At 70.3% G+C, this 24,382-nt stretch carries 21 protein-coding genes; 14 read left to right on the forward strand and 7 right to left on the reverse strand.

Annotated elements, in window-relative coordinates; all coding sequences use genetic code 11:
• Positions 1-13 precede the first annotated feature (13 nt).
• Entirely contained in the window at positions 14-739 is a 726-nt protein-coding gene (locus G406_RS53670; protein ID WP_051341666.1) for a hypothetical protein, read from the forward strand.
• Here the strand turns inward: G406_RS53670 and G406_RS44750 are convergent.
• From G406_RS44750 to G406_RS53675, 3 genes are all read right to left on the reverse strand, one after another.
• Positions 705-1,535, reverse strand: coding sequence for an alpha/beta hydrolase (locus G406_RS44750; protein WP_051341667.1), 831 nt, complete (start codon positions 1,533-1,535; stop codon positions 705-707). The two genes, G406_RS53670 and G406_RS44750, sit on opposite strands and share 35 nt — an antisense overlap.
• Before the next feature lie 86 nt (positions 1,536-1,621).
• Entirely contained in the window at positions 1,622-2,311 is a 690-nt protein-coding gene (locus G406_RS0105255; RefSeq protein ID WP_028933014.1) for a response regulator, read from the reverse strand.
• Complete coding sequence (locus G406_RS53675) at positions 2,308-3,621, reverse strand: sensor histidine kinase (RefSeq protein ID WP_051341668.1); 1,314 nt, start codon at positions 3,619-3,621, stop codon at positions 2,308-2,310. Before G406_RS53675 ends, G406_RS0105255 begins: the two co-directional genes overlap by 4 nt.
• Positions 3,622-3,916: 295 nt before the next feature.
• Between G406_RS53675 and dnaE the strand changes: the two genes are divergently transcribed.
• Positions 3,917-7,450: a DNA polymerase III subunit alpha gene (gene dnaE / locus G406_RS0105265; protein WP_028933015.1), complete on the forward strand. Its 3,534-nt coding sequence runs from the start codon at positions 3,917-3,919 to the stop codon at positions 7,448-7,450.
• Positions 7,451-7,523: 73 nt separating this feature from the next.
• On the opposite strand, the gene G406_RS0105270 is transcribed toward dnaE, so the two are convergent.
• Positions 7,524-9,341 (reverse strand): tetratricopeptide repeat protein, encoded by a 1,818-nt coding sequence (locus G406_RS0105270; RefSeq protein ID WP_028933016.1) that lies wholly within the window; start codon positions 9,339-9,341, stop codon positions 7,524-7,526.
• A 219-nt stretch (positions 9,342-9,560) separates the two neighbouring features.
• On the opposite strand from G406_RS0105270, the gene G406_RS0105275 reads away from it, so the two are divergent.
• Genes G406_RS0105275 through G406_RS0105285 form a run of 3 tightly spaced genes read left to right on the forward strand, consistent with a single transcriptional unit; the run spans position 9,561 to position 12,282 of the window.
• Positions 9,561-11,165, forward strand: a complete 1,605-nt coding sequence (locus G406_RS0105275; RefSeq protein ID WP_028933017.1) for a benzoate-CoA ligase family protein — start codon at positions 9,561-9,563, stop codon at positions 11,163-11,165.
• Entirely contained in the window at positions 11,162-11,998 is an 837-nt protein-coding gene (locus tag G406_RS0105280; protein WP_028933018.1) for an amidohydrolase family protein, read from the forward strand. Before G406_RS0105275 ends, G406_RS0105280 begins: the two co-directional genes overlap by 4 nt.
• A gap of 32 nt (positions 11,999-12,030) precedes the next feature.
• Positions 12,031-12,282, forward strand: a complete 252-nt coding sequence (locus G406_RS0105285) for a DUF397 domain-containing protein (protein ID WP_051341669.1) — start codon at positions 12,031-12,033, stop codon at positions 12,280-12,282.
• A 608-nt stretch (positions 12,283-12,890) separates the two neighbouring features.
• Here G406_RS0105285 and G406_RS0105290 read toward each other — a convergent pair.
• The gene (locus G406_RS0105290; protein ID WP_028933020.1) at positions 12,891-13,754 is read right to left on the reverse strand and encodes a PaaX family transcriptional regulator; all 864 of its coding nucleotides are present in this window, start codon (positions 13,752-13,754) and stop codon (positions 12,891-12,893) included.
• 80 nt (positions 13,755-13,834) lie between these two features.
• Here G406_RS0105290 and G406_RS0105295 point away from each other — a divergent pair, with 80 nt between their 5' ends.
• From G406_RS0105295 to G406_RS0105320, 6 genes are all read left to right on the forward strand, one after another.
• Positions 13,835-15,124, forward strand: coding sequence for an adenosylmethionine--8-amino-7-oxononanoate transaminase (locus G406_RS0105295; RefSeq protein WP_028933021.1), 1,290 nt, complete (start codon positions 13,835-13,837; stop codon positions 15,122-15,124).
• 64 nt (positions 15,125-15,188) lie between these two features.
• Positions 15,189-15,347 carry a hypothetical protein gene (locus G406_RS56500; protein ID WP_156934686.1) on the forward strand — a complete coding sequence of 53 codons (159 nt, stop codon included), beginning with the start codon at positions 15,189-15,191 and terminating at the stop codon, positions 15,345-15,347.
• The gene (gene bioD / locus G406_RS44760) at positions 15,344-16,153 is read left to right on the forward strand and encodes a dethiobiotin synthase (RefSeq protein ID WP_064742846.1); all 810 of its coding nucleotides are present in this window, start codon (positions 15,344-15,346) and stop codon (positions 16,151-16,153) included. Before G406_RS56500 ends, bioD begins: the two co-directional genes overlap by 4 nt.
• A gap of 78 nt (positions 16,154-16,231) precedes the next feature.
• On the forward strand, positions 16,232-17,116 hold the full coding sequence (locus tag G406_RS0105310; protein ID WP_028933022.1) for an SDR family oxidoreductase: 885 nt from the start codon (positions 16,232-16,234) through the stop codon (positions 17,114-17,116).
• A 79-nt stretch (positions 17,117-17,195) separates the two neighbouring features.
• Positions 17,196-18,086, forward strand: coding sequence for an NAD(P)-dependent oxidoreductase (locus tag G406_RS0105315; protein ID WP_028933023.1), 891 nt, complete (start codon positions 17,196-17,198; stop codon positions 18,084-18,086).
• Between the two features lie 340 nt (positions 18,087-18,426).
• Entirely contained in the window at positions 18,427-19,314 is an 888-nt protein-coding gene (locus tag G406_RS0105320; RefSeq protein ID WP_211241035.1) for a DMT family transporter, read from the forward strand.
• 10 nt (positions 19,315-19,324) lie between these two features.
• Here G406_RS0105320 and G406_RS0105325 read toward each other — a convergent pair whose 3' ends face one another.
• Together G406_RS0105325 and G406_RS0105330 are read right to left on the reverse strand one after the other, a co-directional pair.
• Entirely contained in the window at positions 19,325-20,005 is a 681-nt protein-coding gene (locus G406_RS0105325; RefSeq protein ID WP_028933025.1) for an LON peptidase substrate-binding domain-containing protein, read from the reverse strand.
• A 73-nt stretch (positions 20,006-20,078) separates the two neighbouring features.
• Positions 20,079-20,771, reverse strand: coding sequence for an NUDIX hydrolase (locus G406_RS0105330; protein WP_051341670.1), 693 nt, complete (start codon positions 20,769-20,771; stop codon positions 20,079-20,081).
• Positions 20,772-20,853: 82 nt separating this feature from the next.
• Between G406_RS0105330 and nadA the strand changes: the two genes are divergently transcribed.
• The 3 genes from nadA to nadC are packed head-to-tail and all read left to right on the forward strand — an operon-like array spanning position 20,854 to position 24,349.
• Complete coding sequence (nadA, locus tag G406_RS0105335) at positions 20,854-21,852, forward strand: quinolinate synthase NadA (RefSeq protein ID WP_051341671.1); 999 nt, start codon at positions 20,854-20,856, stop codon at positions 21,850-21,852.
• Positions 21,849-23,471, forward strand: a complete 1,623-nt coding sequence (locus G406_RS44765) for an L-aspartate oxidase (RefSeq protein WP_211241036.1) — start codon at positions 21,849-21,851, stop codon at positions 23,469-23,471. The genes nadA and G406_RS44765 overlap by 4 nt, the downstream gene beginning before the upstream one ends.
• The gene (gene nadC / locus G406_RS0105345) at positions 23,468-24,349 is read left to right on the forward strand and encodes a carboxylating nicotinate-nucleotide diphosphorylase (protein WP_028933028.1); all 882 of its coding nucleotides are present in this window, start codon (positions 23,468-23,470) and stop codon (positions 24,347-24,349) included. The genes G406_RS44765 and nadC overlap by 4 nt, the downstream gene beginning before the upstream one ends.
• Positions 24,350-24,382 lie beyond the last annotated feature (33 nt).

Consider the following 24,382-nt stretch of genomic DNA (forward strand, 5'->3'; position numbering starts at 1 on the left):
CGGCCGCGTCGGCATGACCGCCAAACAGGCCGCGCTGGCTCTGCTGTGCATCGCGGTCGTGCTCCTCGGCGTCGCCTGGGTCGCCGGCCAGCGGCCCGGCGGTGCCGAGCGCGCGGTGCCCCGGTCCCTCGACGCGGTCAGGCTCGGGCCGGACCCGGGTGAGTCGATCGACGCGTACCTGGCCGGGTTGCCGGCGCGGCTGCCGACCGGCGCGCCGGTACCCGCGCTCGTGCAGTTCACCCACGAGCTGAGCGTGCCGGACACGGTCATCGCGCTGGACGGTGTCGTACCCGCCACCGCCGTCTTCCGGGTGCCGCTGAACAGGGTGCAGACGGCGCTGCGCTTCGTTCCGCTGCAGCCGGTCACCGAACCGGACCCCGGCTCGGTGACCGGGCGGCGCCTCGACATCGCCCAGGAGACCGCGCAACGGACAGCGCAACGGGAAGCGTTGCGCGCGACCGGCAGAGCCGCGGCCGTGGCCAGGTACGAGGCGGGTCAGCTGGGTACCTCGTGTCGGTGCGTGCTCGCCGTGCTGGTGCTCGGTGACCGCGCCGCGCTGACCGCGCTGAGTACCCGCCCCGGCGTGCGCGCGGTCGACGCCGCGCCGTCCGGCACCCCGACCACCGGTGTGGCGCTGGCTCCGCTGCTGCCCGAGCAGACCACCGTCGCGGCTCCGGTTCCCGACGACGGCCCGGTCCCGGAGGTCAGGTGTGCCGAGACACCGGACTCGGTGTGCTGAGGTTCCCGACTCGCCGGGTGATGACGGCGGCGATCGCGGTCAGGGTGCTGCTGTTCCCGGCGAAGTAGCCGTCGTGGCCGCTCACCCCGGTGGTGGGCAACGCGCGAGCGCCGAAGGCACGTGCGCTGGGATCGGGACCGTGGCCGAGGTCGCCGATCCGCACGTGGGGGACCCACCTGATCCAGTCGGTGGCCGCTGTCGCCGCCCAGACCTGTCCGGGGATGCGCAGCGCGGCGGCGGAGGGCACCCGAGCCCCGGGACTTCCCAGCAGCATCAGATCGTCCACCGGCAGCCCTGGCGCGGCGTCGCCGCACGCGACCGTGCCGTAGCTGTGGCACACCAGCGCGATGTTCGCGTCCGGCCGTGCCTGCCGGCGAACCTGCCCCATGAACCGGCGCAACGCGGTCGCACCCTCGCGGGCACGGGCGCCGGTCGCGGCGGCGAGGCCGACCCCCTCCGGCGGCCGGTACCCGAGCCAGGCGATCACCGCGGTGTCCGGGGCGACGTGGCTCAGGCTCAGCGCCATCCCGTACGGGCGTCGAGCAGGGTTCTCCGGGTCGTCGAACGTGGTCAGGTTGATGCCGACACCGGGAACGATGACGGCCACATGGTGTGCGGTCCCCGGGTCACCCAGCGCGACGACGACCTCGCCGGAGCCGGTCCGGTCCAGTTCGAGAATGCGTTGGCTGGCCCACCGAGGCCGGATGGGCACCGAGGCCGACGCGGCCGGGGTCGCGGCGGACGGAACGACGAAGGCGCTGACCAGCAGCGCGCTCAGCAGGGCGAGGAGTCTCATGATCGCTGACGCTAGGAAGACGACCGAGGCGGAATCGTCGCTCCGGAGTAGCGAGTCTCAGGTGCTACCCCGGTAGCGCACGGGCCTCAGACGCCCGGCGCGACCAGGCCGGACTCGTACGCAACGATCACCGCTTGTGCTCGGTCACGTAGCCCCAACTTGGTCAGCACCCTGCTGACGTGGGTCTTGACCGTCTGTTCGGACAGTACGAACTCGGCGGCGATCTCGGCGTTCGACATGCCCTTGGCGACGAGCCCGAGCACCTCGGTCTCGCGGGGGGTGAGTGCGCTCAACGCGTCCGGCCTCGTCCAGCCGGGGCGCTCGGCGGGCTGCGCACGTACGAAGTCCTCGATGAGCCGCCGGGTGATGGACGGCGCGAGCAGCGCGTCGCCGGCGGCGACCACCCGGACGGCGTCCAGCAGCTCACTGGCCGGAGCGTGCTTCAGCAGGAACCCGCTGGCACCGGAGCGCAGCGCGGCGTAGACGTACTCGTCGAGGTCGAACGTGGTCAGCACCAGCAGCCGGGGCAGCGGAGCCGCGTCGGTGTCCGCCAGGATCATCCTGGTGGCGGTGAGACCGTCCATCTCGGGCATGCGGATGTCCATCAGCACCACGTCGGGCCCGGTCCCGGCCCTGCGCAGCGAGCGGACCAGCGCCACCGCCTCACGACCGTCGGATGCCGCGCCGACCACCTCGATGTCGGGTTGCGCCCCGAGCAGCGCGGAGAAACCCTCCCGCACCATCGCCTGGTCGTCGGCCAGCAGCACCCTGATCACATGTTCCCTCTCGTCGGCGACGGTTCACCCGCGGGTAGCACCACGCGTACGGTGAACCCGCCGTCCGAGTCCGGTCCGGCGCTCAGGTCGCCGCCGTGGAGCGCGGCTCGTTCGCGCATCCCGACCAACCCGTGCCCACCTGGGTGGGCAGCGCCGACAGTGCCCGGCGGCCGTGCGACCGCCGGTGTCCGGCCCGGTGCGGAACGCACCACCAGCTCCACCGAATCAGCGTGGCGCCGCAGACGCAGCGACACCGCCGCGCCCGGTGCGTGCCGCCGCGAGTTGGTCAGCGCCTCCTGCGCGATGCGGTAGAGCGAGAGCCCCACCGCGGCCGGCATCCGCTCCGTCACCGTATCGAGTCCGGGGTCGAGGTCCGTATCCACCTGCAGTCCCGCGTCCCTGGCCTGGGACAACAAGGCCGGAAGTTGATCAAGCGAAGGTTGTGGGGTGACCTCGACGGTGTCCGAGTCGCGCAACACACCCAGCAGCGCCTGCATCTCGCTCATCGCGGCTCTCGCGGCGGTTCCGATCTCCGCGATCTCGGTCCTGCCCTCCGTGTTCAACACGGGCAACCGGTAGGGCGCGGTCTCACACCGCACCGCGATCATCGACATGTGGTGCGCGACCACGTCGTGCATCTCCCGCGCGATGCGGGCCCGTTCGGCGAGCGCTCCCTGCTCGGCCTGCGCCTCGGCTGCCCTGGCCTGCTCCGCGGCCAGCGCCCGTTCGCTGCCCAGCCTGGCTCCGATGCTGGCCCCGACGACCAACGGCACGATCATGCCGCCCACCGAGAGCGGGAGGTAGCCCAGTTCCACCGGCCACGGGCCGATCGTGGCCAGCAGGATCAGTACGGCCGTCCCCACCAGCCCGAGACCGACCGCGTCGCGCCCCGACCGCCCCGCGCCCGCACACAGCAGCACCGGTACCCAGATGCACCACTCCCATGGTTCGAGCAGCGGGACCGGCGCGACGGGCGCCGCGATCAGGTACGGCACGACCAACACCCACAGGGTGACCGCTCGCCACGCGTCCAGCGGCCGCCGGGTGCAGAGCGCCGACCCGCCGACGAACGGCAGAAGGAGCAGGAAGGCGACCCCGCCCACCATCCGATGCTGGTCGTTGATGACCGCGCCGGACGCGGCGCCGATGGTGATCAGGCCGTAGAGACCGGTGAGCCAGGGCAGCGCACGCCAGAGCCGTACCCGCCACCTGCCCTGAGCGGGGCCGGTCCAGTAGCGGTCAGGTCGGTTGCGGCTCGGCCACAGCACGGCGCCGACCGGCCGCGCGGCCGACACCAGTAGGCGGTTCACAACTCAAGGACCCTAGCGACGGCGCCGGGTGGACGCGTCACTCCTCGGTAGCGTCCCGCACGTACCTCCGGCGTACTCCGGAGATGATTTCCCAGTACCACGATCGTGGTGATCTTCGCGAGCGCGACACGCCGGAAGGGGCTGAGCAGGGGGTTCGCGAAGGTCGCCGCCCGCTGCTTCGGACTGTCGGTGCCCGGGATTAGATTGGGGTGGTTCCGGTGATCTGGCCGGTGATCCACAAACGGCGAGTGTGCGGTCTCGTGACGCGATCCTCGCGGGGGAAGGAGCCTTCTTCATGCCGTCTTCGGGGGTCGACAGCTTCGTCCATCTGCACACCCACACCGAGTTCTCGATGCTCGACGGGGCGGCGCGCCTGGACGACCTGTTCAAGGAAGCCTCCCGGATGGGCATGCCGGCTCTGGCCATGACCGACCACGGCAACGTGTACGGGGCCTACGAGTTCTGGCGCAAGGCCAAGGCCAGCGGCGTCAAGCCGATCATCGGCATGGAGGGGTACCTGGCGCCGGGTTCCCGGCACGAGCGCAAGCGGACCGCGCTGGGCAAGTCCGGGCCGAACTCGGACAACCCCGACCTCATGTACACCCACATGACGTTGCTGGCGGAGAACACCGAGGGGATGCACAACCTCTTCCGGCTCTCCAGCCTGGCCTCCCTCGAAGGCTATTACTACAAGCCCCGTATGGACCGCGAGCTGCTGGAGACCTACGGCAAGGGGATCATCGCCACCACCGGCTGCCCGTCGGGTGAGGTCGCGCGGCTGCTGCAGCAGGACGACTTCGACGGCGCGTGCCAGGCGGCGAGCGACTACCGGGACATCTTCGGCAAGGACAACTTCTTCTGCGAGCTGATGGACCACGGCATCGAGATCGAGAAGCGGGTCCAGAAGGACCTCTTCGAGCTGAAGAAGAAGCTCGACCTCCCCGGCCTGGCCACCAACGACCTGCACTACACCTACTCGCAGGACGCGAAGCCGCACGAGGTGCTGCTGTGCGTCCAGACCGGTAAGACCCTGGCCGACCCGAACCGGTTCAAGTTCGACGCGCAGGACTTCTACCTCAAGTCCCCGCAGGAGATGCGCGCGCAGTGGGACCCGCAGTTCCCCGAGGCGTGCGACAACACCCTGCTGATCGCCGAGCGGGTCAACGTCGAGTTCACCGAAGGTCGTGACCTGCAGCCCAAGGCGCCGGTCCCCGAGGGGGAGACCGAGGAGTCCTGGCTGATCAAGGAGGTCGAGCGGGGGCTGCACATGCGGTTCCCGAACGGCGTCACCGACCAGTACCGCAAGCAGGCCGAGTACGAGCTCGGCGTCATCATGCAGATGGGCTTCCCCGGCTACTTCCTGGTGACCGCCGACCTCATCCAGCACGCGAAGAAGGTCGGCATCCGCTGCGGCCCGGGCCGAGGTTCCGCTGCCGGGTCGCTGGTCGCCTACGTGCTGGGCATCACCGACCTGGACCCGATCAAGCACAAGCTGATCTTCGAGCGGTTCCTCAACCCCGAGCGCATCTCGATGCCCGACATCGACATGGACTTCGACGAGCGTCGGCGCGGCGAGATGATCCGCTACACGACGGAGAAGTACGGCGAGGACCGGATCGCGCAGATCATCACGTACTCCACGATCAAGGCGAAGGCCGCGATCAAGGACTCGGCGCGGGTGCTGTTCGGCCAGCCCGGCTACTCCGTCGCGGACCGGATCACCAAGGCGATGCCGCCCGCCGTGATGGGCAAGGACATCCCGCTGTCCGGGGTGTTCGACCCGTCGCACAAGCGGTACTCCGAAGCCACCGAGGTCCGGGCGCTGTACGAAACGGACCCGCAGGTCAAGGAGATCATCGACACCGGCCGGGGCCTCGAGGGGCTCAAGCGCCAGTGGGGTGTCCACGCGGCCGGTGTGATCATGTCCTCGACACCGCTGCTCGACGTCATCCCGATCCAGCGCCGCGAGTCCGACGGCGCCATCATCACGCAGTTCGACATGGGCGCCTGCGAGACGCTCGGGCTGCTGAAGATGGACTTCCTCGGCCTGCGCAACCTGACGATCATCGACGACGCGCTGGAGAACATCGAGCTCAACGGCAAGCCGCCGCTGGAGATCGAGAGCCTGGAGCTGGACGACCCGAAGACCTACGAGCTGCTCTCCAAGGGAGAGACGCTCGGGGTGTTCCAGCTGGACGGCGGGCCGATGCGCGACCTGCTGCGTCGCATGGCGCCCACCGAGTTCGACGACATCTCGGCCGTCGGCGCGCTGTACCGGCCGGGTCCGATGGGTGCGAACGCGCACAACGACTACGCCGACCGCAAGAACCAGCGGCAAGAGGTCACCCCGATCCACCCTGAGCTGGCCGAGCCGCTCAAGGACATCCTGGGTGAGACGTACGGCCTGATCGTCTACCAGGAACAGGTCATGGCGATCGCGCAGAAGCTGGCCGGCTACACGCTCGGCAAAGCAGACCTGCTGCGTCGCGCAATGGGTAAGAAGAAGAAGGAGATCCTGGACAAGGAGTACGCCGGCTTCGCCCAGGGCATGAAGGACAACGGCTACTCCGAGAAGGCCGTCAAGACGCTCTGGGACATCCTGCTCCCGTTCTCCGACTACGCGTTCAACCGCGCCCACTCGGCCGCCTACGGCGTCGTCTCGTACTGGACGGCGTACCTCAAGGCCAACTACCCGGCCGAGTACATGGCCGCCGTGCTCACCAGCGTCCGGGACGACAAGGACAAGGCGGCCGTCTACCTCGCCGAATGTCGCCGCATGGGCATCACGGTCCTGCCGCCCGACGTCAACGAGTCGGTGCGCAACTTCGCCCCGGTCGGCAGCGACATCCGGTTCGGGCTCGGCGCGATCCGCAACGTCGGGTTCAACGTCGTCGACGCGATCGTCGCGGCACGCAAGGACCAGGGCGACTTCGTCGACTTCTCCGACTTCCTGCGCAAGGTCGACGCGGTCGTCTGCAACAAGAAGGTCATTGAATCGCTCATCAAGGCCGGTGCCTTCGATTCACTGGGCCATCCGCGCAAGGGTCTGCTGCTGATCCACGCCGACGCGATCGACTCGGTGATGAGTACCAAGAAGGCCGCGTCGATGGGGCAGTTCGACCTGTTCGGCGGGGAGGACGCACCCGATCTGGGTGGAGTGTTCGACATCCCGGTGCCGAAAGAGGAATGGGACAGCAAGCACCAGCTCGCGGTCGAGCGGGAGATGCTCGGGCTGTACGTGTCCGGGCACCCGTTGCACGGTGTGGAGCAGCTGCTGGCCGCGAAGACCGACACCCCGATCCAGTCGATCCTGGAAGGCACGGTCCAGGACGGCGCGCAGGTGACGATCGGCGGCATCCTCGCGTCGGTCACCCGAAGGGTCAACAAGAACGGCGAACCGTGGGCGGCGGTCCAGCTGGAGGACCTGGCCGGTGGGCTGGAGGTGCTGTTCTTCCCCCGCGCCTACATGGTGGTCGGAATGGACATCGCCGAGGACGCGATCGTGCTGGTCAAGGGCAGGGTCAGCCGCCGGGACGACCGGGTGTCGCTGATCGCCAACGACCTCGCCGTGCCGGATCTGTCCGCGGCGAACGGCGGACCGGCCGCGCCGTTCCAGGTGAGCCTGCGGGCCGATCACTGCACTCCGCAGCGGGTGTCCAAGCTCAAGGACGTGCTGGTGAACCACGCCGGCAGCCACGAGGTGCACCTGAAGCTGCTCAACGGCACCAAGGCGACCGTGCTGCGCCTGGACGACGGTTTCAAGGTCACGCCCAGCTCGGCCCTCATGGGTGATCTGAAGGCGCTTCTGGGCCCGGGCTGCCTGGGCTAGGACCGGACGACACACGACTGAGGCGGTAAGGACATGGTCCTTACCGCCTCAGTCGTGTCTGGAGAGGGTCGGGCTATTCCCGAGGCGGGCGTTGCGGGGCCGAGCCGGTTCGGTGGCGGCCCGCTGCTCTCGCGGGAGCGATCGCCCGTACCCGGGCCAGCGCGGCGCCCACCGTGGCCGTCTGGGGGTTGTCCGGGCCATAGACCCTCGCGTACTCCACGTACGTCTTGTCGTAGAGCCGCACCGCATCGTCGAGATGTCCGGCGTACTCGTGCGCGTAGGCGAGCGTGTAGTGCGAGGCCAGGGTGTCTTGGTGGTCGTCGCCAAGCACCCGCTCACGGGTGGCCAGTACGTCCTCGGCGAGCGGGATGCCCTCCGCGGAGCGCCGGGCGGCCACGTAGGCGATCACCAGGTTGTCCGAGGCGGCCAGGGTGTCCGGGTGCTCCGGCCCGAGCAGCGTCTCGCATTCGTGGCGGATGCTCTCGGCGAGCTCGACGGCGCGGTTGCCGTCACCCACCGCGCTGAGCTGACGGGTGGCCCACTGGCGCAGGCCCAGAACCCGCTCGACGGTCTCCGGCGGCAAGGAGGCGGTCACGGAGCCCGCGCTGGTGGACAGGGCGGCGATGTGCGCGACGAGCTGGTCGCCCTCGGCCCGGCGGTCCCAGGCCTGCTCCTCGCCGAAGGTCGACCGGTCGAGCAGCTCGGCGGCGTCCGCGATGGCCTGGGGCAGGCCGCCGTCGGTGCGGAGCCGGTCGTCGACGGCTCTGCGGACCAGCTCGTGCAGCAGAACGCCGTCGGTGTCCATCCGCGAGGAGACTAGCGACCAGCGGGCGAGGCGCGCGACGGTGTCCTCGACGCGGTCCGCCGACTGGTAGAGCAGCCCTCGGGAGGCGCCGCTGGGGGAGAGCACGGCCAGGAGACCCAGCAGGCCCCTGACCTCCTTGTCGGTCTCGAACCCGCTGTCCTGCAGGGCGACGAGCACGGCCTCGGCCGAACCGGCGGGGTAGCGCTCCTCGTACCGGGAGCCGTCCTGTCCGTCGCCGAGCAGCTGCCCGGCGGCGACGGTGCGCAACCGGTCCAGGTACGGCTCGGAGCCGGAGGCCTGCTCACGCACAGTAGCGACCGCAAGGTCGAGGGCGGAGGGCAACCGGCCGAGCTTGCGGCAGGTCGACTCGGGCAGACCGGTCTGTGCGGTGAGCTCGGTGGTCGCGGGCAGGTCGAGCGCGACCTCGACACCGAGGTGCGAAGCCTCCTGCGCACCACTGGTCACAATGACCCGCCAGCCGGGGATCGCGGGCAAGTACGGACGGATGGACTCGAGGTCGCTCACCCCGTCGAAGATGATCAGCGAGGGCTGCGTGCCGGTCGGAGGGTGACGCCGCAGCCGCTCCAGCGCGCGAGGGGTGCCCTCCTCCGGGACCCGCAGGCTCAGCGCGTCCGCGAACTCCAGCAGGCCGGCGACCATCTCCTCGTGGCTCCCGGAGTTGATCCAGGCGACGAGCGGCCAGCCCTCGGCGATCCGCGCTCGGGCGTACCCGGCCGCGAGCTGCGTCTTTCCCGCGCCGGACGGCCCGGTGAGCACGACGACCTGGGTGCGCGGCCCGGGCTGGAACGCACTCTCCAGGCGTGCCTCGTCCTTCGGACGGGGCAGGTTCAGCGCGGGGGCGCTCGGCATGCGGCGCCAGGTCACCCAGGCGACCTCGGGCGGTTCGTCGAGCAGCTGGCCCCGGAACGACCACCAGGACAACGGCAGCCCGATCGCCGCCGCGGTCACGGCCGCGATCTCCAGCGAGGTGGACTTGCTCAGGTCGTACATCTCCGCGCTGACGGCCCACACGACACCGAAGACGAGCACGACAAGGGCGGTAGCGATCAGCCATCGCACCGACATCAACACGATTCATCCCCTCGCCGCTGGGTTCTGCTGAAGGGTTAGCTTACGGTGACTGTCCATCCCCTCTGACAGTGGAAGACCCCTGGCGAAACGGCTACCCACAGTAGTCGAAAATGTCACGAAACGGTGACGATGACGCCGACGACGTTCTACTTCGATACTCTCTGTCGGCCATGCGTCTGTAGACAGTCGCGCTAGCCGTGCAGGGAGGCAACGATGCCCGCCAGCCCGCCAGAGCTGTTCAACGCAGCCGATTACCTGGTCCACCGCCGGGTCGCCGACGGCGACGGTGATCGGGTCGCCGTCGAGCACGCCGGCCCCGCGATCAGCTACGCCGAACTCTCCGCCAGGGTCGGGACGGCGGCGGCCGGTCTGGCCGCGATCGGGGTCCGGCCGGAAGAACGGGTGATGTTCTTCGCCGGAGACACCCCGGAGCTGGCCGAGGGCATTCTCGGCGCCATGCACCTGGGCGCGGTGGCCGTGCCGGTCTCCACCATGCTCACTTCGGACGACCTCTGTTCGTTGCTCGCCGACTCCCGGGCCAGGGTCCTCGTCACCTCGACCGACTTCGTGGAGACGGCGCGCACGGCGGTCTCGGCCCTGGTCGCGGCCGGGGGCGCGGCCGGTCCGGAGCTGACCAGGGTGCTCACCATCGGAACCGAGGCGACCGGTTTCGCCCTGCCCGCATCGAACTGGACCGACCTCATGGCCGGGGGCGCAAGCGTGCCGCCCTACGCGAGCTGGGCCGACTCACCCGCGCTGTGGCTCTACACCTCCGGCACCACCGGCAGTCCCAAGGCCGCCATGCACAGACACACCGACATCAGGTTCGTCTGCGAGACCTACGGGCGCCAGGTCCTCGGCATCCGACGTGACGACCGCTGTTTCTCCGTGGCGAAGCTGTTCTTCGCGTACGGCATCGGCAACTCGATGTTCTTCCCGTTCTCGGTGGGCGCGACCACGATCCTCGAATCCGCGCGCCCGACACCCGAACTGATCGCCGGCGTCGTGGCCAGGCACCGGCCCACGCTGTTCTTCGGGGTGCCCACCTTCTACTCGGCGATGCTCAACGCCCCGATCCCGGACGAGCCCTTCGCGGACGTCCGGCAGGGGATCTCCGCGGGTGAGCCGCTGCCCGCCACCCTGTTCACCCGGATCCGCGACCGCTTCGGGTTCGAGATCCTCGACGGAATCGGATCGACGGAGGCGCTGCACATCTTCCTGTCCAACTCCCCGGGAGCCATCCGCCCGGGCAGCTCCGGCACGCCGGTGCCCGGGTACGCCGTGGAGATCCGCGACGAGACCGACGGCGGCGTCATCACCGACGCGGAGCGCCCCGGCGGTCTGTACATCAAGGGGGAGTCGATCGCCACCGGCTACTGGTGCCGCGCGGACATCAGCAGACGAGCCTTCCAGGGTGAATGGCTGCGCACCGGGGACACCTATGTGCGCAACGCCGACGGGACCTACTCGTACCTCGGCCGGTCCGATGACATGATCAAGGCGGGTGGCATCTGGGTCAGTCCGAGCGAGGTCGAGGCGCGTCTGCTCGAACACCCCGACGTCGTGGAGGTCGCGGTCGTGGGTCTGCCCGACGCCGACGGGCTCGACAAGCCGCTGGCCGCGGTGGTCACCCGGGCCGGAACGAGAGTGGGGGAGGCTGAGCTGGTGGAGTTCTGTCGAGCGGGGCTCGCGGCGTTCAAACGCCCGCGACGGGTCGTCCTGGTGGACGAGCTGCCCAAGACCGCGACCGGGAAACTGCAGCGCTACCTGGTCCGCTCGGTACTGACCGAGGCGGTACTGGCCGAGGCGCAGGCATGATCGTCGACGCGCACGTCCATCCGGCGACGCTGAGCAGGCTCAAGCTCGACTGGGACACCTGGCTCGGGCCCGCGGCCGACCGTGACACCGTCACCGCGATCTACGGCGACGACGACCGTGTCGACCCCGAGCGGTTCGACGCGTACTTCGCGGCCGAAGGCGTGGACCGCGTGCTGCTGTTCTGCGAGTACAGCCCCCGCGTCACCGGAATCCAGGCGATCGAGGACATGGCGCCGATCGTCGGGCACAACCCCGAGCGGTTCCGCATCGTGGCGAACGTCAACCCGCACCTGCACTACCCGATCGTCACCGAACTGCGCAGACAGCTGGACCTCGGCGCGGTGGCACTCAAGGTCCACCCGGTGCACGGCAACTTCGCGCCGAACGACCGCGAGCTCTATCCCGCGTACGCGGAATGCCAGGAACGCGGCATCCCGGTGATCACCCACACCGGACCCAGCTCGTTCCCCGGAGCGAGCGGACGACGCGGCGACCCGGTCCTCATGGACGACGTGCTCCGCGACTTCCCCGACCTGACCGTCGTGCTCGCGCACGGTGGCCGGGGCTGGAGCTACGAAACCGCCGGATTCATGGCGCTCGCCAGGCCCAACCTGTGGCTCGACATCGCCGGACTGCCGCCGCGCAGGCTGCCGCACTACTTCGAACGGTTCGACCTCGACCGCATCGCGGCGAAGTGGATTTTCGGGACGGACTGGCCGGGCATCCCCGGGGTCGGCGTCAACATCAAGGCTGTCGGTGATCTCGGGCTGCGTCCTGATATACAGGCCGCTGTCCTTGGCGGCAACGCCGAGCGGGTCTACCGGCTCAGCTGAACCACCACACCGCGACAACGAGAGCTGCAGGCATGAACGACGCGACCGAGGAGACCCCGGTCAATACCAACCCGACCGGCATCGACCCCGCCACGCTGGACTGGGTGCGCTCCGGCACCGACGACGAGGACGTCGACTCGGTCGAGATCGCCGAACTGCCCGACGGCGGCCGGGCGATGCGCGGCAGCAAAGCGGGCAACGACGGTCCCGTCCTGTGGTTCACCGCTGCCGAATGGCACGCCTTCGTCCTGGGCGTCCGAGACGGCGAGTTCGACATTCTCTAGGCCTGTTTCGCGCTCAAAATCCTAAAGAGGCCCCCTCCGGGGGCCGTCTTTAGGATTTTCGGCCTTCGGCCCAGGCGCGCGCTTGTGGCCGACTGGGGAGCCGCCGACGGAGTCGGCGACGTTGGTTGCGGACATTCACTGCCCGGCCTTCGCCGGAACTCCTTCGGAGACTCGCGGAGCCAACTTTCAAGACGCATGTACATGCGCAGGTGGCAAGGCGCCGTGAGTGTTTTGGGTTGCCAGGGCAGCCCAAAACACTCACGGCTTCTTGTTGGCTGCGCGGGTGTGCGTGGTGGGTTGCGCATCGCGCCTGCTGCCTGCTCAGCTTGCGCCGGGAGTGTGGTGCGGCACCGTGCATGAGGTGGCCCCGCACAGGTGCCCGAAGGGGTTCCGCCGAAGGCGGGTAGTGCATGAGTGGCGGCTCTCAAGCCGCGGTAGCAAGCGCGCGCGTCGCCGAAGGCGACATTTTTCCGAGTGGTCCCCCATGCCCGAAGGGTATGGGGGACCGCGAGGAAAAACCCCAGGCAGCGAGCCGTTAGGCGAGCCGCCTGGATCGTTCCCGGTCGGCCCGGAGGGCCTTCCGGGAACGATGGCGCGCGGAACAGGCCTTAGAGCAAGCCAGCCCAGTACTGGGTTGCGTGGGGGGACCAGCGGTCGTGGCGTTCGTGGAAGAGTTGGGCGGCCTTCGTGCCGGCCCAGGTGTCCGGCAGCAGGTTGGTCGGTAGCTGCGGGTCGAGGAAGGGGAACCGGCGCCAGGCGTGCACGAGGTGGATCTGTTCGCGCAGGATGTCCTTGGGTTCGCTCGGCTCGAGGGCGCTGAACGTGTTGATGAACTCCTCGTACGCGGCTTCCACGTCGTCGAGCTGCCAGGCCTGGGCGACCAGCTCGCGTTCCTTGCCGATCGCGCCGAACCGGCCCACGAACGACGAGCTGACCTCGTCGAGTTCCAGCTCGGTGACCACCTCGGCGACCTCGCTCTGCTTGCCGGGGTGCGGCGAGAGCCACACACCGGGCGCGGGGGTGCCGAGTCCTGCCCAGGCGAGTCGTGAGCGCAGCCGGTGGCGCAGCTGGCGGCGTGACTCGGGAACGCTCACCAGCAGTACCAGCCAGTTGCCGTCCCAGGACTCGGGAGACGTGCCGAACCCGTAGATCCGGTCGGCGCCCGCGGTCAGCAGCCTGCGCCCGGAGTCGGTCAGCGACCAGCGGACCCGACGGCCCGCGCGGTCGGACTGCAGCAGCCCTTCCGCGGCGGTGCGGGCCAGCGCCTGGCGGCCGGACTTGTGCTCGACGCCGAGATCGCCGAGGACGTCGAGCAGGATCTGGGTCCAGACCGGCTCGTCGTGCGGCAGCACGAACTCGCCCAGCACGGTGAGCAACAGTGACCGAGCGCTGGCGGTGCCCAACTCCCGACGCCGGGTGAGCACCGGAGGTGGCGTCGTGTCGTCCACCGGTTGAGAGGCTGAACTGGTCATTTGACCGATCAGCCTAGCCTTAGCGTCTCGAGCGGCCGTTCACGCCGTCGGTGGGGGCGCCGCTCGATTAGGGTCGGGCGATGGGTCCTGACGATCTTCTGGCCACCGACCGCACACATGTCTGGCATCCCTACGCGCCGATGCCGGGGACCGATGCACCCGTGGCGATCGAGGGCGCGAACGGCGTGCGGCTGCGGCTGGCCGCTCCCGCGCACGGCCTGCCGGCCGGGACCGAGCTGATCGACGGGATGTCCTCGTGGTGGGCCGCGATCCACGGGTACCGGCACCCGGCGCTGGACGCCGCGGTCACCGGGCAGCTCGGGCGCATGAGCCACGTCATGTTCGGCGGTCTCACCCACGAGCCGGCGGTGGCACTGTCGCGGAGGCTGGTGGAGATCACGCCGGAGCCGTTGCGGCACGTGTTCCTCGCCGACTCCGGGTCTGTGTCGGTCGAGGTCGCGGTCAAGATGTGTCTGCAGTACTGGCGATCACGGGGACGCCCGGGTAAGCACCGCCTGATGACCTGGCGGGGTGGCTACCACGGCGATACGTTCATGACGATGAGCGTGTGCGACCCCGAGGGCGGCATGCACACGCTGTGGCGGGACATCCTGCCCGAGCAGGTGTTCGCCGGCCCGCCGCCGGCCGCCTTCGAGACGGCGTACGTTGCGGAGCTGGCCGAGCTGGTGGAGCGGCACGCGGACGAACTGGCCGCGGTCGTCGTGGAACCGGTCGTGCAGGGCGCGGGTGGGATGCGCTTCCACGACCCCCGCTACCTGCACGTCCTGCGCGAGCTGTGCCTCACCCACGACGTACTGCTGGTCTTCGACGAGATCGCTACCGGGTTCGGCCGCACCGGCGAGCTGTTCGCCGCCGACCACGCCTCGGTGAGCCCGGACGTCATGTGCGTCGGCAAGGCGCTCACCGGCGGCTACCTGTCGTTGGCCGCCGCGCTGTGCACCTCGGAGATCGCGCGTGGGATCAGTGACGGTGAGGCCGGTGTCCTGATGCACGGCCCCACCTTCATGGGCAACCCGCTCGCGTGCGCGGTGGCGTTGGCCTCGCTCGACGAGCTGGAGCGCCGTGACTGGCGCTGCGAGGTCGCCGGCATCGAGACGGCACTGCGCGCGGGCCTGGCGCCCGCCTCGGGCGCGGACGGTGTGCGGGACGTGCGGGTCCTCGGCGCGATCGGGGTGATCCAGCTGGACCGCCCGGTGGACGTGGCGATGGTCACCAGGGTCGCGGCCGAGCACGGGGTGTGGCTGAGACCGTTCCGCGACATGATCTACACGATGCCGCCGTACATCACGCCGATCGATGATGTCGCAACGATCACGACGGCGATGGTGGCGGCCGCCACATCCCACTGACCAGCGATCGGAACGGCTTGCCGCTCGCCGGGCCCGCACGCGCCACCAGCTAGTGTGCCGTCTCATGCGCGACCGTGACCATCCGCTCGACCGGCTGTCCGAGTACGCCGTGGCTCTCGCCGTCGCCGACCGCCAGGGCCTGGCCGGCGACGCGAAGGTGATCGAGGGTGGGGTCGCCGGGCACCGGTCGGCGCAACGGGTCGTGGAGGTCGGTGTCGGATGAGCGTGTTGATGATCACCGGTACCGGGACCGAGGTCGGTAAGACCGTGGTGACGGCGGCGCTCGCGGCGCTCGCGCTGGCCGAGGGGCGCCGGGTCGCGGTGCTGAAGCCCGTGCAGACCGGCGTCGCCGAGGGTGAGCCCGGTGACCTGGACGAGGTACGCAGGTTGGTCGGCGCGCAGCTGGGGCCGCCGGAACGGTTGACCCTGCGAGAGCTGGCGCGCTACCCGGACCCGCTGGCACCCGCGACCGCGGCGGCCAGGGCCGGTCGGGAGCCGGTGTCGCCGGAGGAGGCCGCGGCCGAGGCCGAGAAGCTGACGCTGGACCACGACCTGGTGCTGGTCGAGGGCGCGGGCGGTCTGCTCGCCCGGCTGACCGCCGACGGCACGTTCGCCGACGTCGCCGACGAGCTGGGCGCACCGCTGCTCGTGGTCACCCAGGCGGGCCTCGGCACGCTCAACCACACCGAGCTGACCACCGAGGTGATCGCCGAGCGGGGTCTGCGCTGCGCGGGGCTGGTCATCGGAAGCTGGCCGAGTCAGCCCGATCTCGCGGCCGAGTGCAACCTCGTCGACCTCCCCGAGGTGACCGGGGCGCCGCTGCTCGGCAGGCTTCCCGAAGGCGCCGGGAAGCTGACGCCCGCGGAGTTCCTCGCCGTGGCTCGCGAGGGTTTCGGCGCCTCGATGTTCCCGCCACTGGGCGGCTCGGAGGTGCTCGACGAGGTCGGCACCGATCCGGACGACCCCGACGAGGCGGAGGACCCCGACGACGCCGGCTGGTCGAACTGGGGTGCGTCGGACCTCACCTGAGCCGGCGGCCCGGAAAGTATCTCTTATAAAGATCGTTTCAGACGGTCCGCGACGGTTGCCCGCGAATAGGGTCGCTGCGTGCGGCTATTCGGTCAGCCCCGGTATCCGTCCATCGACCCGAGTGGCGCGGTCGTGGCGATCACCGGCGGGGCGCGCGGTATCGGTCAGGCGACGGCGCGGGAGTTCATCGGACACGGCGCCGTGGTGGCGATCGGCGACCTCGATGTCGACGCCGCCTCCGCCGCGGCCGCTGAGCTGGGTGAACGGGCGGCAGCCTTCGAGCTGGACGTCACCCGGATCGATTCGTTCACGGCATTCCTGAAATCGGTGACCGAACGGTTCGGCCCGATCGACGTACTGGTGAACAACGCGGGTGTCATGCCGATCGCGCCTTTCCTCGACGAGCCGGACACGCTCACCGACACCATTCTGAACGTCAATGTCCGGGGCCCGATCAATGGCATGCGGCTGGTTGTGCCGGGCATGATCGAGCGCGGCAGAGGGCACGTCGTGAACATCGCCTCCGTCGTGGGGCGCGGGCACATTCCGGGGCTCGCCGTGTACTGCGCGAGCAAGCACGCGATCGTCGGGCTGACCGAGACGGTGCGCGCCGAGGTGGCGCGCACCGGCGTGAGTGTCAGCGCGATCCTGCCGACGATGGTCGGCACCGAGGCCGCGTCCGGGATCGACATCCCGCCGGTCGGCATGGTTGAACCGGCCGACGTCGCTCGCGCGGTGCTGCACAGTCTCCGCACCCGGCGGGCGGAGATCGCGGTGCCTCGCTGGATCGGCGCGCTGGCCACCGGCGGACGGCTGCTCCCGGAAGGCGTCCAGCGCACGGCACGAAGGCTCATCCGCGACGATCGCGGCTTCGCCGCCAACGCGCACCCGGCGCGCGCCGCCTACCTGGAGCGGCTGGGCCGCCAGACCTCCACGCTCACTGACAAAAATGTAAGTACCTGACTAATTAGTGAGTACTTGATCACCCGATAGTTACTCGGAAACATCCTCCTCGACGAACAACCCGAGTCGAGGAGAGAACATGAGTGCAGCGAATCGGACCCCGGTGACGGTACTGGGGCTCGGTCCGATGGGGCAGGCGCTGGCCAGGGCGTTCCTGGCCGCCGGCCACCCCACGACGGTGTGGAACCGCACCGCGTCCAAGGCCGATCGGCTGGTGGCCGACGGCGCGATCCTGGCCCCTACCGCCGCCGACGCCGCCCTGGCCGGTGACCTGGCGGTCATCTGTGTGATCGACGCCGGTGCCGTGCGGTCGATCGTCGAACAGGCCGCCGACGCACTGCGCGGCCGAACCCTGGTGAACCTCACCGCAGACACCCCGGAACGGGCCCGCGAGCTGGCGGCCTGGGCAGGCGAGCACGGCATCGACTACCTTCCCGGCGCGATCATGACGCCGACCAGCTCCATCGGGAACGAGGCGGCGTCGATCCTGTACAGCGGACCGGAGGAGCTCTTCCGGCGGCATCGGCCGGCCCTGGCCGCGCTCGACGCGTCGGCCACCTACCTCGGCGCCGATCCCGGCCGCGCGGCCGCGCACGAGGTGGCCCTGCTCGACCTGTTTTGGTCGAGCGTGTCGGGCTTGATGCACGCCTACGCGCTGGCCAGGGCGGAGAACATCACGGCGGGCGAGCTCGCGCCGTTCGCCAAGGGCATCGGCGACCTGATCCCCATCATGATCGACGAGTTCGCGTCGCACATCGACAGCGGCGAGTACCCGGGTGACGAGTCCACCACGGTCTCCACGCTCGCCGGCGTCGAGCACGTCATCGAGGCCTCGGAGGCCCGCGGCATCGACACGGCCGCGCTGACCGCGATCCGCGCCTCGGTCCAGCGGGTGATCGACTCCGGTCACGGGGAGGACAGCATCGCCCGGCTGTCCGACGCACTGCGCGTTGCGGTGCCGGCCGGCTGACCACACTGGTCAGCGGGGTGCCTCTGGCGACTTCGCACACCGTCGTGCTGCGTCGCACATGCCCGGACATGTGCGACACAGCACGTAGATGTGCACAGCGTGTCCGGTGGGCTCCGGATTACGCGTGTTACCGTCGGGGCAGCACGTGGTTGCGCCTAGGGTTCCGTCCGCCACCCGCCCGGACAACGATCGACAATCAGGGTGTGCGGAGGCTGGACCGAGCGGCGCCAGGACGACCCCGGCCCGGCCGGATCGCCCACACCTGACGGGACAAAAGCCCTGAGGGCTCCTCTTCCGTTGTGCCCGCTTCCGGCGGGACCGACCCTTGGAGCCTGCATTGATGTCGGTGTCCCTGCTGCTGTCCGCCGCCCCGGCGATCGCCCCGAGACTGGGTCCGCTCATGGTGGGCGGGGTGTTGCTCGCCGCTGTGCTGCACGCCACGTGGAACTCGATGGCCCACGCGATCGACGACCGTCTGGTCGGGTTCGCGCTCATCGGCGCCGCCGCGGCGATCGGTGGAGGTGTGGTCGCGGCGATCGGGGGCCTGCCGCCCTCGGCGGCCTGGCCGTACATCGTGGCCTCCGCCGTGGTGCACACCGGGTACAACCTGCTGCTGCTGGCCAGCTACCAGCTCGGCGAGTTCAGCCAGGCCTATCCGCTGGCCCGGGGCACCGCGGTCTGGGTGGTCGCACTGTTCTCGCTGGTGGTCCTGCACCGCGCGTTGGAGACCGCCCAGCTCGTCGGCATCCTGATCATCTCCGCCGGACTGATCAGCCTGGTGGTGCTCGGCGGGCTACCGGGCAGGGCGGAGCTGCCGCTGCTGGGGGTCGCGGTGGCCACCGGGCTGATGATCGCGCTGTACACCGTGATCGACGGCGTCGCGGTGGAACGGATGCCGCTGGTCAGCTACACCGGCTGGATGTTCCTGCTGGAAGGCGTTCCGCTGCCGATCATCGCCGTGCTCCGGCGCCGGTGGGACCTGGGCAAGGCCGTCCGACGACTCGGTGTGCAGGGGCTGACCGGCGGGTTCATCTCGCTGGCCGCCTACTCGATCGTGCTGTGGGCCCAGACCAGCGGTGCGCTGGCGCCCATCGCGGCGCTGCGGGAGAGCAGCATCGTGTTCGGGGCGCTGATCGGCGCGATCTTCTTGGGGGAGCGGCTGGGCACCCGTCGCGCGTTCGCGGCCACGGTCGTCCTCGTGGGGGTCGCGTTGATCAGTCTGGGCTGAGTGGCCCCGGCTAGTTCTCGCCGAACTCGGAGGCGTAGCTGGACAGCGGTGCGGGAACCGCGCGCAGCTCGGACAGCAGCGTCGCCTCCCTGGCGAGCAGCGCGCGCACCATGCGCAGCCGCTGCGCGGGGCAGGTCTGTTCCAGCAACAGCTGCCGGTCACGCATCGGGAGCAGACAGTCGGCGGCCAGCAGGTGCGGCAGGGTGTCGGTGGTGACGTCGGTGTCGGGCTCGTGCCATTCCTCGGACTGCCACGCGGTCTGGCAGTAGCGCTGATGCGCCGCGCGTGCCGCGGCCTCCAGGCCGACCATGCGCTCGATCGGGACGCCCTCTTCCGCGACGTCGGGGAGCCATGCGATGGTGCCCAGCAGGTAGGGCTTCGAGTCGGCGTCCAGCTCCAGCAACCGGAACCGGCGGGTGCCCCTGGTGACGATGTCGAACCGGCCGTCGGGCAGCTTGCGCACGTCGCGTAGCTCGGCGGTGCAGCCGACCCGGTGCAGGCCGTGGATTCCGTGCTGGTCGGGCAACCATCCCTCGCGGACCGCGATCACCCCGAACTCCTTGCCGGGGATCGTCCCGGTGACCAGGTCCATGGTGAGCTGCCGGTACCTCGGTTCGAAGACGTGCAGGGGCAGTGATGCCCCTGGCATCAGCACTGTGCCCAGCGGGAACAGCGGGAGGGTCTCGGCCACCCGAATACGTTACGACGCTCGTGCCCTCGTCGCTGACTGAGCGGGTGGTCCTATCGCCGGGTGGGAACGCAGGTCAGCTCGGCGGACGCAGAACGGCGGAGGCGTCGGTGACGCGCAGCTGCCGCTCGGCGAAGCGGAACAACGCGGCCGGGCGACCACCGGACGGGCCGGGTGGCGCGGTCTCGCCGGTGGCCACGAGGACGCCGCGCCTGGCCAGGACCCGCTGCAGGTTCGTCGCGGACACCGGGTGACCCAGGGCGCTGACGTAGAGGTCGCGCAGCGCGGACACGGTGAACTCGGTCGGGGCGAGGGCGAACCCGAGGTTGGTGTAGGACAGCTTGGCCCGCAGCCGGTCGCGCGCGTCCCGGACGATCGCCGCGTGGTCGAAGGCGGTGTCGGGCAGATCCGAGACCGGGTGCCAGCGGGTGTCCTGGGGCACAGCGGGATCCGCGTCACACGGCACCAGGCCGAGGAAGCCGGTGGCGACCAGGCGGACGCCGGGGACGCGGCGCGGTTCGCTGAACACACCGAGCTGCTCGATGTGGGCGACTTCCCGCAGGTCGACCTTGTCGGCGAGTTGACGCAGCACCGAACTCTGGACGTCCTCGTCCGCGCCGAGCTGGCCGCCGGGGAGTGCCCAGCGGCCCAGATCCGGTTGTTGAGCGCGTTGCCAGAGCAACACCTGAAGCGTCTCGTCGCGGATTTGGAGCACCGCGGCGAGCACTTCATGTCCGGTTTCCGTACATCTGCTGGTAACATCGCCCATGGTTTTCGATTATAAGGCGAAAACCGGCTGACCCGACAAACTGGGGGCGCCCGGCCGATTCGGCCGGGAAGGAGGAGCTGCAATGAGCTCGACGACCATCGAGCCGGACGCGCCGTCGCTGCGTTCGGACTGGGCCGCGCAAGTGCGAAGACTGGCCCGAGAGCGCGACGCGGTGGTACTGGCGCACAACTACCAGCTGCCCGAGATTCAGGACGTGGCACACCACACCGGCGACTCGTTGGCGCTGTCGCGGATCGCGGCCAAGGCCGAGGAGTCGACCATCGTGTTCTGCGGTGTGCACTTCATGGCCGAGACCGCGAAGATCCTGGCCCCGGAGAAGACGGTCCTGATCCCGGACGCCGGCGCGGGGTGTTCCCTCGCCGACTCGATCACGGCGGAGCAGCTTCGGGAGTGGAAGAGCGAACACCCGGACGCGGTGGTCGTCTCCTACGTCAACACCACCGCCGAGGTCAAGGCGGAGACCGACGTGTGCTGTACGTCCTCGAACGCCGTCGAGGTGGTGGAGTCCATCCCCGCCGACCGTGAGGTGCTGTTCCTGCCCGACCAGTTCCTCGGCGCGCACGTGCGCCGGGTCACCGGCCGGGACAACGTGCACGTCTGGGCCGGGGAGTGTCACGTGCACGCCGGCATCAACGGTGCCGAGCTGACCGCGCGCGCCGACGAGGACCCGGAGGCCGACCTGTTCATCCACCCGGAGTGCGGGTGCGCGACCTCGGCGCTGTACCTGGCCGGGGCGGGCGCGGTGGCGGCGGACCGGGTCAAGATCCTGTCGACCGGCGGCATGCTGGACGCCGCGCGGGCGACCAAGGCGAGCTCGGTGCTGGTCGCCACCGAGGTCGGCATGCTGCACCAGCTGCGCAAGGCCGCCCCGGACGTCGACTTCCGGGCGGTCAACGACCGGGCCTCCTGCCACTACATGAAGATGATCACCCCGGAGAAGCTGCTGCGTGCACTGCGCGAGGGACGCGACGAGGTGACGGTCGACCCGGCCGTCGCCGACCGAGGCCGCGCCGCGGTCGAGCGGATGATCGCCATCGGCCGACCCGGCGGTGGCGAATGAGCGGGCAACCGACCGTGTGCTGGGAGGCATCGGCGGACCTGGTGGTGGTCGGCAGCGGTGTCGCCGGCTTGACCGCCGCGCTGGAGGCCCTCGAACTGGGCCTGCGGGTTCTCCTCGTCACGAAGGACGTGGCGGACGCCGGTTCGACCCGGTGGGCGCAGGGTGGCATCGCCGTGGTGCTCGAGGACGGCCACGAGCCGGGTGACACGGTCGACCGGCACGTCGCCGACACCCTCGCCGCGACCGGCGGGCTCGCCGAGCCGGATGCGGTGGCCAGGATCCTGGCCGACGGTCCGTCGGCGGTGAGCGACCTGCGTCACCGGGGCGCCGTGTTCGACGCGGCGGGTGACGGCCTTGCACTGGCCAGGGAAGGCGGGCACTCGGCGTTCCGGGTGGTCCACGCGGGCGGCGACGCGACCGGTGCCGAGGTGGAACGCGCGCTGCTCGCGGCGGCGGGAGGCGTCGGAGTACCGATGCTGACCGGTCACGTCGCGATCGACGTGGTCAGGGCGGGCGGCGACCGCGGCCCGGTCGTCGGCCTGCGGGTCCTCGACGGAGCGGGTCGGCTCGGGCAGCTGAGGGCCCCGTCGGTGCTGGTCGCGACCGGTGGCTACGGGCAGCTGTTCGACAGCACGACCAACCCGGACACGGCGACCGGTGACGGCGTCGCACTGGCGATGCGCGCGGGCGCGCTCGGCGCGGATCTGGAGTTCGTGCAGTTCCACCCCACCGTGCTCTACACCGGCGCCGGTGCGCGCGGACGCCGTCCGCTGGTCACCGAAGCGGTGCGCGGGCACGGCGCGGTACTGGTGGACAGCACCGGCCGCCGGTTCATGCAGGGCGTGCACCCGCTCGCCGACCTCGCGCCCCGCGACGTGGTCGCCGCCGCGATCACCCGCAGGCTGGCCGCGACCGCCACGTCCTGCGTGTACCTCGACGCGACCGCGCAGACCGACTTCCCGACACGGTTCCCGACCGTGTTCGCCTCGTGCCGGGCGATCGGGGTGGACCCGCTGCGCGATCCCATCCCGGTGAGCCCCGCCGCGCACTACTCGTGCGGCGGTGTCCTGACCGACACCGAAGGACGCACCGGCGTGCCGGGGCTGTACGCGGCCGGCGAGGTGGCGCGGACCGGTCTGCACGGCGCGAACCGGCTCGCCTCCAACAGCCTGCTGGAAGGCCTGGTGGTCGGTCGGCGCGCAGCGCACGCGATCGCGACGGACCGCCTGGGGCCGCGTGCACTCGGCTGTGCCCTGCCGGGCACGGTGTTCGACCAGGTCCCGATGGCCGACCGTGACCTGGTGCAACGCGCCATGAGCCGGGGCGCGTCGATCGGGCGCGACGGCGTCGGGCTCGCCGCGGCCTCGGACGCCATCGAGGCGGGCACCTCCGCCGGCGCGGTGACGAGCCGGGCCCAGGTGGAGGACGCCGCGCTCACCCTGCTCGCCCAGGCCGTGCTGGCCGCGGCGGGCACCCGCACCGAGACCAGAGGGTGTCACGTGCGGACCGATTTCCCTCTGACCGACGACACCCACCAGCGGGCGAGCCTGCTGGTGGGCCTCAACGAAGGGCAGTTGACAGTGCGAACCGCCGACAGCGCACGGGTAGGTGCGGCATGAGCGTTCTGGTCCCAGATGCTCTGGTTCCGGACGCCGAGGACCTCGCCCGGGTGGTGGCCACCGCCCTGGCCGAGGATCTGCGGTACGGCCCCGACGTGACCACCGAGTCCACAGTGTCTCCCGACGCGATCGCCGTCGCTGAGTTCACGCCACGCAAGCCAGGTGTCCTCGCGGGCTTACCGGCTGTGCGAGCGGTTCTGGACGCGGTGCTCGGCGAGAGCGGCTACCAGGTGCTCGACCAGCTGGCCGACGGCGACCGGCTGGTGCCAGGGGAGCCCGCGCTGCGGGTGCGCGGTCCGGTGCGCGGTCTGCTCACCGCCGAACGGACCGCCCTGAACCTGCTGTGCCACCTGTCCGGGATCGCCACAGTGACCAGCGCCTGGGTGGAGGCCGTCTCCGGCACCGGCACCCAGATTCTCGACACCCGCAAGACGCTGCCCGGCCTGCGGCTGCTGCAGAAGTACGCGGTGCGGTGCGGGGGAGGGACCAACCACCGGCTCGGGCTCGGCGACGCGATCCTGATCAAGGACAACCACGTGGTGGCCGCCGGATCGGTGACCGCGGCGCTGAAGGCCGCGCGCGCGGCGGCTCCGGACCTGACGTGTGAGGTCGAGGTCGACACGCTGGCCCAGCTGGACGAGGCGCTCGCCGCCGGGGCCGAGCTGGTCCTGCTGGACAACTTCACTCCGGACCAGTGCGCCTCGGCGGTCCGGCGCAGGGCCGCGGTGGGTGCACGGACCAAGTTCGAGGTGTCCGGCGGGATGTCCCTGGAGGTCGCGCGGTCCTACGCGGTGGCGGGGGTCGAGTTCCTGTCGGCCGGCGTGCTGACGCACTCGGTGGTGGCTCTGGATCTCGGGCTCGACCTGATCTCTGAATAGTCACTGGCTATTGCCAATCTGATGCAGCACTGC

It is taken from the genome of Actinospineispora spinosispora DSM 44797 (assembly GCF_000429025.1).
Classification (GTDB): Bacteria; Actinomycetota; Actinomycetes; order Mycobacteriales; family Pseudonocardiaceae; genus Pseudonocardia; species Pseudonocardia spinosispora.